This is a genomic window from Thermanaeromonas sp. DSM 22490 (assembly GCF_056378755.1).
On sequence record NZ_JBJHHE010000004.1, the window covers coordinates 59,967 to 75,014 of the forward strand.

A 15,048-nucleotide genomic window follows, 5' to 3' on the forward strand; every position below is an offset into this window, starting at 1 on the left:
AAGTTATGCCAGTACTCGCGAATTGGCCACCCCAGCTGAACGTAGTGAACCTGGGCAGCGAGGTCTTTGCCCGCTCTATGCAGGCCCAGGGGGCCACTGTATACCAGGTGAGGTGGGAACCGCCTGCCCGGGGCCAAGTAGAACTCATTAAAATCCTGGACCAATTGTCGGAACGGGAAGATATAGAAGAGGCGAACCGTATAGCCTTGGATAGATATAATTCTGCCCAGCCGGTTTTAGTCGGCATTGGGAAGGCAAAAGAAGTTATCCCAGGTTTTGGAGAGCGTATGTTACTGCACGCCGGGCCGCCCATAACTTGGGAAAGGATGTCAGGGCCTTTACGGGGGGCCATAATAGGCGCACTTCTCTATGAAGGTTGGGCGGGGTCAGCGGAAGAGGCGGAAAAGCTAGCTGCCTCAGGGGAGATAGAGTATTCCCCTTGCCACGAACACTCCAGCGTAGGCCCCATGGCAGGGGTAGTGTCTCCCTCTATGCCGGTATTTATCGTCGAAAATAAGACCCATGGCAACCGCGCTTACTGTACTTTAAACGAAGGCTTGGGCAAGGTTCTGCGTTATGGGGCATATAGCCAGGAAGTCCTGGACAGGCTTCACTGGATGGCTGAAGTCCTGGCCCCGGTGCTCCAAGCGGCCCTAGAGCTGGCTGGCGGCCTTGACCTTAAGTCCCTCATTGCTCAGGCCCTGCATATGGGCGATGAGGTACACAACCGCAACAAAGCGGCTACCTCCCTCTTCGTTCGGGCCATAGCTCCTCATATTTTAGAGACAGGCTATCCTTTGCCAGATCTGCGACGGGTATTGGAATTTATTAACAATAATGATCACTTTTTCTTAAATCTCTCCATGCCGGCTGCCAAAGCTATGTTGGATGCGGCCCATGGTATCCCCAAAAGTACTGTGGTAACGGTTATGGCGCGTAACGGGACAGAATTTGGAATTAAAGTAAGCGGTCTGGGGGATCAGTGGTTTACGGGACCAGCTCAGCAGGTCAAAGGACTTTATTTCCCCGGTTTTACCGAGAACGACGCTAACCCGGACATAGGGGACTCAGCTATTACCGAAACAGCTGGTTTAGGCGGTTTTGCCATGGCGGCGGCCATTCCTATAGTGCAGTTTGTAGGCGGCACTCCTGAGGACGCCCTGAATTTTTCACGGAAGATGTATAGCATCACTTTAGAGGAAAACAAATTCTTTACCATCCCTGTTTTAGGCTTCAGGGGAACAGCTACAGGCATTGATATCCGCAAGGTCGTGGAGACGGGTATTTTGCCGCAAATAAACACAGGTATTGCTCACAAAAAACCTGGTATAGGGCAGGTGGGTGCCGGCCTGGTCAATCCTCCCTGGGAATGTTTTGAAAAGGCTTTGTTAGCCTTTGCTGAACAGTACGCCTGAGAAGAGTGCGCCGGATAGAGGGGGAGGCAAGGCCATTTAGTTTGTGTGAGCAAGTGGCCTTCTTGGGCCCTGCGCAAAACTAATAAAATCCTATTAATTTGAGGAGGGATTGGCATGCTATCTTTTTGGGACAAAGTACAAATGTATGATCTCACCCAACCTTTAAGCCATCTCACGCCAGCTTGGCCTACTTACGAGCCGTTGCAGATTAAATTTTTCAAGAGGTTAGCGCCCAACGGGGCTAACGGACAGCTTATTACCACTTCCAACCACGTGGGTACCCATCTGGATGGTCCCCTGCATTTCTGTACCCATGGCAAGGATATTGCCAGCCTACCCCTGGATTACTTGGTAGGACCCGGAGTAGTGGTGGACATTAGTGACATAGCCGAAGACTATGGAATCTATACCTCCCAGGATATTATTGATCGAGTGGAAGTGCGGGAGGGAGACATCTTAATTATCCATACGGGATACCATCATTACGCCTGGGACCAGCCGGAAGCTGATGAAGTGCGGTATATGGTAAAACACCCCGGCCCCACGCGGGAATTTGCTGCTTGGTGCCGCAAAATGAAAATCAAGTGGATCGGCGTGGACTGCGGCTCGGCCGATCACCCCATGAATACCAAAATCCGCGAATGGATGCCTGTGCAGGCTAGGGAAGCTGATAAGCACCTGCGGGAGAAATATGGCAAGGGCTTGGACGATTTCTTCCCGCCGGAAGACTATCAGCTTATGCATATAGCTCTATTCCCTTATGATATAATCCATGCGGAAAACGTAGGGGGAGAGATCGATAAGATTTTAAACAAGAGAGTAGTTATCGGCTGCTTCCCCTGGAGGTTCGTAGGAGGCGAGTCTTCCATCTGCCGCATTGTGGCCTTTGATGAAAAGTGAACTATGAGCCAACGCTATGAATTAACGGCGAATGCTTTGTCTTTGGTTTTAGCAGCATTCGCCGTTAATTTTTAGCCCGTAAGGTTAACATTGTCATTTTTGTTTGGCATTTTTAGAGCTGACTGTAGGAAATGTACACTGATTTTTAGTAAAGGTATCTAGTTTTCCTGAAAGTATTTTGTTAATTATTACGAAGGTTAGGCGATAGAATATACAGAATTTACCTCATGATGTTAATAAGTAATTCATTTCATGAAGGATGACCCACCAAAGTTAATTTTTAGAGAGAAAACTTAAAAACGAGGACAAATTAAAGGGTTAAACGGGAGGTGTAACTGATGGCCGCAATAGAATATTTCAGGCCCACCAGCCTTGCCGAAGCTATTGAACTCAAAGATAAATATGGCGAGGAAGCTAAAGTGCTTGCCGGCGGAACAGATATTATTGTCAATTTAAGGGACAGGGTCCTGAAATGTAAATATTTGATTGATATAAAACATATTCCGGAGATGCAGGAGCTGAAATATGTACCAGAGAAGGGCCTGACCTTAGGGGGTGCCATAACTATTAACCAACTGCTGAAAGCTCCGGTTATTATCCACTATCCCCTGCTGGCCCAGGCCGGTAAGACCCTGGCCAACAGCCTGGTCCGCAACCGGGCAACCTTTATCGGCAACCTTTGTAACGCCTCGCCGGCAGCTGATATGGCTCCCGCAGCACTGGTGCTAGGGACTAGAGTAGTGGCTTTTTCCCGGGCGGGAAGCCGGGAAATACCCATAGAAGAATTTTTTGTTGGTGTGAAGAAAAATGCCCTGCGGCCAAACGAGCTGGTGGTAAGGCTGGAAATACCGGTGAGTAGTGGAAAGGGCGTGTATTTAAAAAAGTCGCGGATTAAAGGGCACGACCTCTCCCAGGTAAGTGTGGCGGGATTTTTAAGCGAGGAGGGAGAGCTGCGCCTGGCCTTGGGAGCAGTGGCGACGACACCGGTACTTGTTCAAGGGCTTAAGCGAGTCCGGCGCGATGCCTTGCAGCAAGAAGAAAACATTAAGGCCATTATCAATAAAGTAATGGAGCAAGTAAATCCCATCAGCGACCAGCGGGCCTCCAGGGAATACCGCTTGGCCATGGTCCACTATCTGGTCCGGCAGGTCCTGGGAATCTTGGGAAAGGAGGTTTGAGAGTATGAAGAAGGTTATTAATCTAAAGGTCAATGGGGAAGAAGTGAGTGTGGCAGTGGAACCAGACAAAACGCTGCTGTGGCTTCTACGCGAAGAGTTGAACCTGACGGGAACTAAAGAGGGATGCGGTGCTGGTGAATGCGGTGCCTGTACGGTAATTTTTAACGGTAAGGCAGTTAATTCTTGCTTGGTGCTGGCGGTGGAAGCCGAAGGAGCGGAAGTGTTTACTATAGAAGGTGAAGCCCGGGACGGTGAGCTTTCCGACCTGCAGAGGGCCTTTATCGAGCATAATGCCTTACAATGCGGCTTTTGTACCCCGGGAATGATTATGGCTGCTAGGGCGCTGCTGAATGAAAACCCTCATCCAACGGAAGAAGAGATTAAAGAAGCCATTGAAGGCAATCTTTGTCGGTGCACAGGTTATGTACCCATTGTCGAAGCCATCAAAGCTGTGGCTGCAAGGGGGGCGCAAGAATGAGCCAGAACCTGATTGGAGCCGGAATTCCCCGAATTGACGGGGTGGAAAAGGTAACCGGCGAAGCCCTTTACGTTCACGATCTGAAGATTCAAGGCATGCTCTATGCAAAATTAAAAACCAGCCCTTACGCCCATGCCAGGATCAAAAGAATGGATACCAGTAAGGCCCGGGCCTTACCTGGTGTAAAAGCTGTGCTTACGGGTCAGGATGTCCCTTATAAATTAGGAATATATATGATTGATCGCCCCGTATTGGCTACCGGGAAAGTCCGTTATTTTGGAGAACCCGTAGCGGCTGTCGCAGCCATTGACCTGGATACGGCTCAGGAAGCTGTCGATTTAATCGAGGTAGAATATGAACCGTTGCCGGCAGTACTTGATGTAGAGGAAGCCTTAAAGGAAGGCGCTCCCCTGGTCCACGAAGATTTAGGTAGCTATTCCTGGATTAAAAATGTTTACTTCCCTAAACCGGGAACCAATATTGCCAATCATTTTAAAGTGCGTAAAGGGGATATCGAAGCAGGATTTGCCAAGGCGGACCTAATAGTTGAAAATAAGTTTTACCAGCCCCAGGTACTGCATATGCCCTTGGAAACCCACGTGACTATTGCTAAGTGGTCCACCGGCGACCGGATTAAAGTGTGGACGAGTGCCCAGTCGCCCTTTGCCGTGCGTGACCTTTTAAGTGTGGCCCTCGGAGTACCTCGAAGCCAGATTGAGGTTATTGTACCCTATGTTGGCGGCGGGTTTGGCGGCAAAGCCGGTATCCACCTGGAAGCACTGGTAGCCTGTCTGTCGCGGGCGGCCCGCGGCCGGCCGGTTAAATTAGCTGCTACTAGGGAAGAAGAGTGTTCCACTCTGCCCTGCCGCCAGGGCTTGGTAGCCAGAATCAAGACTGGCGTTACCAAGGATGGCCGGATTATTGCCGAGGAAATTGAATATCTATGGGATGCGGGGGCCTATGCCGATTACGGTGTTAATATCGGCCGGGCTGCAGGTTATTCCGGGGTGGGGCCCTATGAGATAGAGAACGTTAAAATAGATTCTTACACTATTTATACTAACCATATCTTTGGCACGGCTTACCGGGGTTTTGGCCATGCCGAGTTTTTCTGGGCCATTGAGCGCCAGCGGGACCTGGTAGCCAAGGAACTGGGAATGGATCCCCTGGAATTCCGGATGAAGAACCTCCTTAAGCCCGGGTCGATCACTATCACGGGGGAAAAGATTCATGAAAACACAGGCAGGGTTGACAAGTGCCTGGCTATTGTAGCTGAAAAGATCGGCTGGCCGCCAGGAAAAACTGAAGAAGAGAAAGCTCGGGAGAGAGAGACCGGTAAGTACCGGGGTAAGGGGCTGGCCGTTTTGCATAAAGCGCCGGCCATGCCAACCTGGACTGCTTCTTCGGCCATAGTAAAGATGAACGAAGACGGTTCGGTTCATGTCTTAGTAGGTGGGATTGACTATGGCCAGGGCACCTATACCACGTTAGCCCAGATTGCGGCCGAGGAGTTGCACCTGCCTCTGCAAAAAGTTCATGTTGTTTGGGAAACAAATACGGAGGTCAGCCCTTATGACTGGCAAACGGTAGCCAGCCGTTTCTCCATTATGGGCGGTAATGCCCTCATCCGGGCCTGTCAAGATTTAAAGGCGCAAATGAGGAGCCTGGCAGCAGCCGTCTTACGAGCGGCGGAGGATGAGCTGGAATTTGGCCAGGAGGTAATTTATGTCCGCCACCACCCGGACAAGAAATTATCCTACCGTGAACTGGCCATAGGCTATACCTACGAAAATGGTAATGCCGTGGGTGGACCCCTTATAGGCAGAGGGAAGTATATAGCGCAGGGTCTAACCTATCTTGATCCGGAAACTGGTCAGGGATATCCGGCCCTGGACTGGACTTACGGCGCCCATGGCGTCGAGATCGAGGTGGATACAGCAACCGGTAATATCGAAGTCCTTAAAGTTGTATCCGCCTTTGATGTCGGTAAAGTTTTGAATGAAACTTTAGTTAAAGGGCAGGTAATTGGTGGTATTGTCCAAGGTTTGGGTACAGCTTTTTCAGAGTTCCTGGTTTATGATGCTGAAGGTAGATTGTTGACCAGGAACCTGGTGGATTATAAGATACCGACGGTAAAAGATTTGCCCCGGGAAATAGAAGTCTATTTTGTGGAAACGCCCCAGTTGGATGGCCCTTATGGCGCCAGGGGGGTAGCGGAACACCCGATGATCTCTATTACTCCAGCCATCGGCAATGCCCTGGCCAATGCCATCGGTTTAGAAATGCTGGAAGGGCCTCTATCGGCAGAAAAAGTCTACTTAGGCTGGCAGAAGAAACAGGAGAAATAGGTGGCATCTTGGAGTTTAGGACACGGTGGGGACTTGAACTGAAGCCACACCGTGTCCAGCCAATAATAATTTTGACCCATGCTGGAAAGGAGGTTTATAGAGAACAGTACAACATTAAGAAGATATTCTTTTATGGTGAAACTTAGGAAAGTATTTGAAAAAGGAGGGAATTGACGAATGGCGCGACGAGTCATCCAGATTGAAGAGAAACTGCCTATTTTAGAAACGATCCCCCTTTCACTGCAGCACTTGTTAGCTATGTTTGGCGCTACTGTATTAGTACCATTTCTGTTTAAAATCGACCCTGCTATCGCTTTATTGATGAATGGTATTGGTACTTTGATTTACAGTTTTGTCACCAAGGGTAAAATTCCTGCTTATTTGGGTTCCAGTTTTGCTTTTATCGCTCCAACCCTATTAATCATGTCCAAATACGGCTATAATGCTGCGCAGTCCGGCTACATTTTCTTCGGGTTATTCTTCGTCATTGTATCATTCATTATCAGGTGGGCTGGTACCAAGTGGATCGATATAGTTCTACCGCCTCCGGTCATGGGGGCTGTGGTGGCCGTAATCGGGCTCGAATTGGCACCGGTGGCTGCCCAAATGGCGGGCTTGGTGGGAGATAAAGTGGATGTTAGGGCCATAACCGTCTCCATGTTTACGCTGGCGGTGGGAGTATTTGGTTCGCTAGTATTCCGTGGCTTTTTCCAGGTTATTCCTGTATTGATCGCTGTTATTGCAGGTTATATACTGGCTTTCTTCTGGGGTATGGTAGATGTGAATATCATTGCCAGTGCCCCTTGGTTTAAGATACCTACCTTTCATGCTCCCGTTTTTAACCTGAACGCTATTGCTATAGTATTCCCGGCTTCGTTGGTAGTTTTGGCTGAACATATCGGGCATCTTATTGTAACCGCCAATATTACTGAACGCGATCTGGTAAAAGATCCTGGCTTGCACCTGTCGTTGCTAGGCGATGGGTTATCCAATATGCTCTCCGGCTTCACAGGTTCCCCGCCCAATACTACCTATGGAGAAAATATTGGAGTAATGGCCATTACGCGGGTCTATGCTGTCTGGGTAATCCGGGGAGCAGCAATCATTGCTATAGTTTTGTCGTTAGTAGGTAAGCTTGCTGCTCTTATCCAAGCCATACCGGTACCGGTTATGGGCGGCATTACTATCTTGTTGTTCGGTGTAATAGCAGCAGCAGGTATTAGGATGATTGTAGAACAGAGGGTCGATTATTCACGTAACTTTAATTTAGTGCTTTCAGCAGTTGTATTTACTTTCGGGGTAAGCGGCGCCAAGATAATGATTGGCACGGTAGAACTGAAGGGCATGGCGTTAGCCGCAGTAGTTGGTATTATTATAAGCTTGGTAGCCTATCTATTTAGCACCTTGAAGTTACTAAATGAAGAAATACCGACTCCTGGGAATAATATTGAAGGTAGGAAGGTAACTGAGAGCCATTAAACAGACACATTAAATATTATGAATATTAAAGGGAAGAGGGCGGAACGTAGTTACCCGCCCTTAATTTTTTGCTAAAAAACCTCTTTTAACCGGGCTTAGGGGAATACCAAGTCTGCGGTTGCTTAACCGGTCTGAGGTACATTAGTAGGATAGGTTGCGAAAGTTTGCCAGTCTTACATCCAAAGATAAAGTATAATATTGATGTATTTAAAATAGGTCACAGTAGGAGTTGAGTTGCGAACCATGTCTATATATCTTGACAATGCCGCCACTTCCTTTCCTAAGCCAGAGAAAGTATATAAGGCCATGAGCGATTACATGAGAAGTATAGGGGTTAGTGCGGGTAGAGGAGCCTACAGGTTGGCGTTGGAAGCCGACAGGGTGGTATATGAGGCTCGCTGCAATTTAGGCCGCCTGTTCAACATAAGGGATGTGAGCCGTATAGTTTTTACCTTTAACGTTACCGAAGCCTTAAACCTGGCTATCAAGGGATTGCTTAAAGAGGGAGATCACGTTATAACTACATCCCTGGAGCACAATGCCGTCTGGCGGCCCCTAAAACGGCTGGAGCGGGAAAAAGGGGTGAAAATCACTGCCCTTCCTTGTCCTGCAGGAGGCCCTTTTAACTTACGTGATCTCCAGGAAGCCATCCGGCCGGAGACCAGGATGATAGTCATGCTCCATGCTTCCAATGTTACCGGTGCTTTGATGCCGGTGGAGGAAGTAGGGAAAATAGCTCAGAAGCAGGGCATAGCTTTTCTGGTAGATGCTGCCCAGACAGCAGGGACTTATCCTATTGACGTGGAGGCCATGAATATAGACCTTTTAGCCTTCACGGGTCACAAAGGGTTGATGGGACCGCCGGGGACGGGTGGTCTATATATTAGGGAAGGTTTTGAGCCAGCACCGCTTATCGAGGGAGGGACCGGGAGCGAATCGGCTCTAGAAGAACAGCCCCGGGTTTTGCCAGACAGGTATGAGGCGGGAACGCAGAATGTAGCAGGTTTGGCGGGCTTAAAGGCGGCGGTGGAATTTTTGCTGGAAACCGGTGTGGAAAAGATACGAAAAAAAGAGCTGGAGCTCCTCGCCTATCTGCAAGAAGGGCTAAAGGGAATACCCGGATTAGAAATTTATGGTCTTCAGGATGTTGCCTCTAAAGTTGGTGTGGTGTCTTTCAATTTCCCTGAGATAAGCGCTGGTGAAGTAGCCTACGTTTTGGACCATGTTTACGGCATCATGGTGAGGTCCGGGCTGCACTGTGCCCCTTGTGCTCACCGCACCCTTGGCACTCTAGAACGGGGGACAGTAAGGGTAAGCCTGGGCTATTTTAACACCCAGGAGGATATCGATACCCTTCTGGCAGCCCTACTGGATATAGCCAAACATTAAGGCCTGGCTATTCCTTATAATTTAGCAAGCGGAAAGATTGCGTTAAAAATCTGAATTTCTTTATATATTTTGTAGGAGTGGGGGAATCCTTAGGGGGTTCCCCTTATTTTGGGGTCAGAGAAGAGAGGGGTAGTTGATTACCATAAAGACCGAGGTAAAAGTTTATAAATAATTTACAAAGGTTTATGGCTTTGTTTACGTTAATAAATTTAATAAAACGTATATCACAAGGGCGATAACTATCTTTAGAAAGGAGCAGGGACTATGTAAAACGTTAACAAACATTAACGATTTCAAACAGTCACTATACTAAATAAAGTCAAGGATTAAGGAGGAGGATTTAAAATGCTCGTTGACAAACTGGAACAATCTCTGCGTCCACCGGAGACTCCGATGCCTCCCTATCCCCCGAAGTATATTACTTTAGCCTCAGGGGAAAAAATGGTTGTCCATCAGGTGGGCCGCGAAGATATTCCACGCCTTCTGGAAGCAGTAAGGCCTTTGGTAATGGTAGAAAAAGACTTTTATGATATTGTGGCTGCTCGCCTCTATGCAGAGCTCCTTGGCTATTACCGCTACCGGGTGAAAGATGAGTATGTTCTGGTGGGCACCATCGACGGCGTCATAGCGGGTATTGTCAACGGCCGGTTGGTAAATGAGAAGGTGGGTATGTCCTATCATACTATGACTCTTAAACGTGGCCTCAGGATTGGTGCGCAACTTTTTGCGGCCAAGATGGAATATCACTTCGATTTTCTAGGTCAAGAAGAAGTTTATATCGTGGCGGAAAGCCCCATTGGCTTCCGGCGCTGGATGATTGAATATGAGCTTGAATATCGTCCGGAAGTCTGGCATGAGCTGGGTGGCGTTCCTACCTATGTTTTGACCAAGGCTCTGTGGGAAAAGCATAAGCCTATGAAATGTACCGGCCGCCGTCCAGTACCTCCCGAGATGCTGGAAGTAGCCAAGAAGCTTATAGTTCCTTCCGTTTCCGTCTAACCCCAGATACCTGGTTACAAACGAGGAGGGGGGCCAGGATTACCTTGAGGAAAGTTGGTATTGTCGGTGTTGGTCATACCAAATTTGGCAGGTGGAATGGCTCGCTAGTTGAGATGCTAGGCGCTGCAGCCCTGGAAGCCCTTGATGACGCCGGTATCAAACCCGGTAAAGATCACGGAGTAGACCAGGTTTTCGTAGCTACCATGGGGGCAGGTATGCTTAACCGCCAGAGCAGCGTGGCTTCCGCCCTGGTGGACACGCTCAACCTGCAACCCGCTATGGCTGAAACCATTGAGAACGGGCCGGCTTCCGGCGCTTCGGCCGTCAAATTGGGCTATATGGCCATTGCCAGCGGGATGTGTGACGTTGTCCTGGTGGTAGGAGGCGAATTGATGCGCGTGGTGACCGGGTGGGAAGCCACAGATTTTGTGGCGACTATGCTCCACCCGGAAGCAGAGTATAATTACGGGCTTACTCTCCCGGCCCTTGCCGGCATGTTTACCAGACTCTATATGGAGAAGTATGGCGTAACCGAAAAAGATCTAGCTATGGTGGCGGTAAAGAATCACGAGCACGCCATGCATAATCCCGTGGCGCACATCCAGTTGGTTCCTAGTTTGCACGCTATTACTGAGGACGAGGATGCCCATGTAATTAATCCTTATGTAGCTGAACCCCTACGAGTGTACGATGTATGCCCTGTTTCCGATGGTGCCGCTGCTTTAGTGCTTTGTGCGATGGATGTGGCCGACCGCTTCCCTAAAAAGCCTATCAGGATTGCCGGCATTGGACAGGCCACTGATACTCACGTCGTTGCTGAACGAGAAAATCCTACCGATTTATTAGCCGTGCGTTTGGCCGCCGAGCGTGCCTACCAGATGGCTGGCCTTAAGCCAGAAGACATCCATGTGGCTGAGCTCCATGATGCCTTCATAATCCTGGAAATCGCTATTTCGGAGGAAGTAGGCTTTTTCCGTAAGGGAGAAGGCCATCTCGCGGTGCGCCGAGGCGAAACAAAGGTTGGCGGTAGAATTCCCATTAATACTTCCGGCGGCTTGAAAGCTAAAGGGCACCCTCTGGGAGCTACCGGCGTTTCTCAAATAGTGGAGCTGGTCCGACAGTTACGTGGGGAAGCCGGTGGGCGCCAGGTGGCGGGCGCTAAACATGGGCTGGCTGTCAATTTTGGCGGCTTTGGTAATAATGTGGTAGCCACAATTTTGACCAGGGAGGATGGTTAGGCCATGGAACCTAGAATGTATGCTTATAAATGTACCCAGTGCGGCAAGCTATACCATCCTTCCCGGTTAGTTTGCCGTGAGTGCGGAGGCCGGGAGTTTGAGGAGATCCCTTTAGAAGGTGAAGCCACGCTTTTGACCTATACCCGCGTGTACAACTTGCCAGAGGGCTATATGAAGCCCTGGCTGACTTTTGGTATTGTCGAGTTTCCCAACGGAGTACGCGTTGCCGGACAGATGGCCACCGAGGACCTGGCTATAGGCATGAAGGTAAGGGCCACAGTCGATTTAGTTAAAGAAGGTATAGGGAGAGATTATTACGGCTTTATCTTTAGGAAAGCTGAGTAAAGTGATGATATTTTTGTCGCCGGCGTAAGCCGGCTTATTTTTTTGGTGTCAATCCCCTTCAAACAGGGTTATTTTCAGGGAACAGTTCGTGGCTCCTTCAAGGCCAGAGTGCTATAATGTTTTAATGGGTTAACCTAAGCCTTAGGAGTTCAGACGATGCAAAAATGGAAATATAACCTTTATACCGCTGTTGTAATCCAGATTATGGTTACAGCTACTTTTCAAATCGTGACCCCGTTTTTACCGTTTTTTATTTCCCAGCTGGGCGTTACGGAAACTCAAAACTTACAGAGGTGGAGCGGTACCCTGGTGGGAGTAAATGCACTCTTTACAGGGCTTCTCTCTCCTTTTTGGGGTAACCTCTCTGACCGTTACGGCCGGAAGCCCATGCTCATTCGTTCGGCAGCGAGCATCGCCCTTTTTACATTCCTCACTAGCTTTTCCTCTACTGTATATCATGTTCTTATTTTTCGTATCTTACAGGGAGCTTTCAGCGGTTTTTCCCCCGCTGCCCTTTCTCTAATAGCCACCAGCGTTCCGGAAAACCGTTTGGGCTATTCCTTAGGATTGCTTCAGGCCGGCCAAATACTGGGGTACCTTTTGGGTCCCCTTCTGGGCGGCATACTTTCAGATTTCTTTCCCTACCGCCGCGTCTTTCAGCTGGGAAGTCTTATTGCTGTCGCGGCCACGCTTCTCGCTATATTTAACATACACGAACCCTCTCAATCCCCGAAGGAAAAAGAAACCGAGAAAGCCAGCCTTTTTCCTAGTCTGTCTTGGCCATCAGCTATCTGGGTCATGTTTATGGTTATTTTTCTTTCGCAATTTGCTACCCGCGGAGTGGAACCGCTTTTACCCCTCTACGTGAAGAATTTAGTAGGCCCTTCTACCGCCCTAAACACTTATTCCGGTACAGCCATAGCCGTGCAAGGTATATCTTCGTTCATGGGTGCGGCTGTAGTAGGTTATCTCGCGCCGAAACTGGGGTATAAAAAATTGCTTGTTGTCAATTTATTTGGTTCGGCCTTGCTCTATTTTCCTCAAGCCTTGGCTTCTAACATCTGGACTCTAATATCTTTACGCTTTATCCAGGGGTTTTTCTTGGGAGGGCTATTACCGTCTGCCAATTCTATCATAGGCCTGTTTACGCCTGCAGAAAGAAGAGGTAGCGTCTATGGCTTAACTTCTAGCGCTTTCTTTTTTGGCAATTTTCTAGGCCCCCTAACTACCGGTTTCTGGTCTGCATATTTTGGGCTAAAATCCATCTTTTACACAGCTACCTGTCTTCTTTTCCTTAACCTTTTATGGGTACTTGTGGAGGTACGCGAACCCAGACGACACCAACCCCTTAAAAGGCAAAGTTTATAACTCACTTTGATAGGAGAAAAACTGGAAGTAGCAGGGAAAGGAAATTACTTGTGGAATAATATTGTCCAGGTAGTGTTAGGGGGAGTGATAATTCATGGTTATGTTCGCGGTACTTTTCAATATTTTCGGCACGCTGGCTTTTTGGCTCCTAATGGTGTTAGCAGGGGGTTATCTTACTCTGCAAGAAACTCTGGCCCTTGCCCTGCAGCCGCGTGTTCTGGCCTGGACAGGAGTTGCTGTTTTAGTTTCTACTCTTTGGGTTATACATAGCTTACGCAAACTGGAGAGCAATGCCCAGGCCTTACCCAAAGTATTGGTACAGTATTTGGTAGTGATGCTGGCCTTTTTTATAGGGGAAGGGGTATTGATGCTGGTAGGCTACGACTTGGGGAATACCAAGCTGTGGATTATTTTATCTTCGGGTGCTGGTACGGCAGCCTTAGTCACGGGCTGTACTTTTATGTTGGTTGCCTACTTGTTGGAATGGAAATATAGTCAGGGTTATTTTGCCACTGGGGGCAAGCGTTTGTACCCCATCTGGCTGCGGGTGGCCATAGGTACTGTTCTGGTGGCAGGCGGCGCCTCCATGTGTTTGTGGGGAGCAGTAGTAGGTTACTTAAACGAAGAGGTGGCAACCCACTTCTTCTTTTCCCACCTTCCCTGGGTGGCCGCCCTGGTTGCCGCAATGGTCGCTGCCTATTGTGCCTTTCTGTTTGCCAGTATAGGCAGAAATATGCAATACCTCTCTAAAGCCATGGCGGCGGCCACGGAGGCACAACGAGCGGATTTAAACATTACTCTAGGAGTACCTGCCATAGACGAAATTGGGCACGTGACCAATGCTTTTAATACTCTAATAGCCAGGATTGCTACTTTAGTGCGGGAGATCAGGAGTGCAGGGGAGTCCTTGGGACGGACTGTAAATCCTTTACAGGAAGTGGCAGATACCGTTACCAGAACAGCGCATGAAGTTGCCCAGGCGGCCAGCCAGGTAGCCGCAGGGGCTGATGCTCAGAGTACTCAGGTACAATCCTTAAACGAAACCTCGGAGAGTTTACGTGCCACAGCCGGCGAACTGTTAGACGCGGCTACGGAAATAACGGGTGCTGCAGAGAATAGCCTGGTGGCCGTCAAACGAGGCCGAGAAGAAGCCCGCCTGTTAGCCTCTACAGTAAGATCTTTAGAAGAAATAAGCCGGATTACAGCAGATTCTGTGCAGCTGATGGCGAGTTCAGCAAGGCGCATTGAGGAAACCCTGAGGGTGATTACTGAAGTAGCAGATCAAACTAACCTTTTAGCCCTGAATGCGGCTATAGAGGCTGCACGAGCAGGAGAAAATGGCCGCGGGTTTGCTGTAGTAGCTGAAGAAGTGCGCAAGTTAGCTACTACTGCGGGTCAAGCAGCAACTAAAATCGGTGCCTTAAGTTCTGAGATGCAGGAGAGGATCACTGCTGTAGAAAAGGCGGTAGCAGAGGAGAATAGCTCAGTCAAACGTTCAGGAGAGGCAGTGGAATCCCTGGTGGCTGTATTAGAGGAAGTGCTCGCCCGGTCGGACCAGGTAGAGCTATTGGCCTCGAAAGTGAAGGGAGTAGCCGAACAGGTAAAATACGTGGCCGAGGTGGTGGCTAAAGGAGCGACCAACCTGGCTACAGTATCTCAGGGAACAGCCGCCTCGGCTGAGGAAGTTGCAGCTTCAGCCGAGGAGCAGGCCGTTACCGCTGCTACTCTGCGGGAAAGTATAGATAATCTCAACAGGATCACTTCTTCTTTAGTTAACCTTGTCAGCCGTTTCCATCTGCCTTCTTAAGTTTGGGCCAGCAGGAGACTTCAGCAGTTACAGCGGGAAGAGGCTGGCAGGGAAAGCCGAGAAGAGGGAAAGGTGTTATTTAAGGGGGGCCAAGGGCCATAAAG

At 49.1% G+C, this 15,048-nt stretch carries 12 protein-coding genes; all 12 read left to right on the forward strand.

The annotated features are described in order from the left end of the window. The first annotated feature begins 5 nt into the window (after positions 1–5). The gene (locus AC1BI1_RS04365) at positions 6–1,415 is read left to right on the forward strand and encodes a YlbE family protein (RefSeq protein WP_476716053.1); all 1,410 of its coding nucleotides are present in this window, start codon (positions 6–8) and stop codon (positions 1,413–1,415) included. 114 nt (positions 1,416–1,529) lie between these two features. Further along, a complete protein-coding gene (locus AC1BI1_RS04370; protein WP_476716054.1) occupies positions 1,530–2,315 on the forward strand; it encodes a cyclase family protein in 786 nt (261 codons plus the stop codon). A gap of 338 nt (positions 2,316–2,653) precedes the next feature. Beyond that, positions 2,654–3,493: an FAD binding domain-containing protein gene (locus AC1BI1_RS04375; RefSeq protein WP_476716055.1), complete on the forward strand. Its 840-nt coding sequence runs from the start codon at positions 2,654–2,656 to the stop codon at positions 3,491–3,493. Positions 3,494–3,497: 4 nt separating this feature from the next. Then, on the forward strand, positions 3,498–3,971 hold the full coding sequence (locus tag AC1BI1_RS04380; protein WP_476716056.1) for a (2Fe-2S)-binding protein: 474 nt from the start codon (positions 3,498–3,500) through the stop codon (positions 3,969–3,971). Further along, positions 3,968–6,319, forward strand: coding sequence for a xanthine dehydrogenase family protein molybdopterin-binding subunit (locus AC1BI1_RS04385; RefSeq protein WP_476716057.1), 2,352 nt, complete (start codon positions 3,968–3,970; stop codon positions 6,317–6,319). The genes AC1BI1_RS04380 and AC1BI1_RS04385 overlap by 4 nt, the downstream gene beginning before the upstream one ends. 177 nt (positions 6,320–6,496) lie before the next feature. Further along, a complete protein-coding gene (gene uraA / locus AC1BI1_RS04390) occupies positions 6,497–7,798 on the forward strand; it encodes a uracil permease (protein WP_476716058.1) in 1,302 nt (433 codons plus the stop codon). 243 nt (positions 7,799–8,041) lie between these two features. Next, positions 8,042–9,187 carry an aminotransferase class V-fold PLP-dependent enzyme gene (locus AC1BI1_RS04395; protein WP_476716059.1) on the forward strand — a complete coding sequence of 382 codons (1,146 nt, stop codon included), beginning with the start codon at positions 8,042–8,044 and terminating at the stop codon, positions 9,185–9,187. Between the two features lie 345 nt (positions 9,188–9,532). Continuing rightward, positions 9,533–10,186, forward strand: coding sequence for a hypothetical protein (locus AC1BI1_RS04400; RefSeq protein ID WP_476716060.1), 654 nt, complete (start codon positions 9,533–9,535; stop codon positions 10,184–10,186). 44 nt (positions 10,187–10,230) lie between these two features. Then, entirely contained in the window at positions 10,231–11,424 is a 1,194-nt protein-coding gene (locus AC1BI1_RS04405) for a thiolase C-terminal domain-containing protein (protein ID WP_476716061.1), read from the forward strand. 3 nt (positions 11,425–11,427) lie between these two features. Further along, positions 11,428–11,769: a Zn-ribbon domain-containing OB-fold protein gene (locus tag AC1BI1_RS04410; RefSeq protein WP_476716062.1), complete on the forward strand. Its 342-nt coding sequence runs from the start codon at positions 11,428–11,430 to the stop codon at positions 11,767–11,769. 156 nt (positions 11,770–11,925) lie between these two features. Next, positions 11,926–13,137, forward strand: a complete 1,212-nt coding sequence (locus AC1BI1_RS04415) for an MFS transporter (protein WP_476716063.1) — start codon at positions 11,926–11,928, stop codon at positions 13,135–13,137. A 94-nt stretch (positions 13,138–13,231) separates the two neighbouring features. Next, positions 13,232–14,944, forward strand: a complete 1,713-nt coding sequence (locus AC1BI1_RS04420; protein WP_476716064.1) for a methyl-accepting chemotaxis protein — start codon at positions 13,232–13,234, stop codon at positions 14,942–14,944. Positions 14,945–15,048 lie beyond the last annotated feature (104 nt).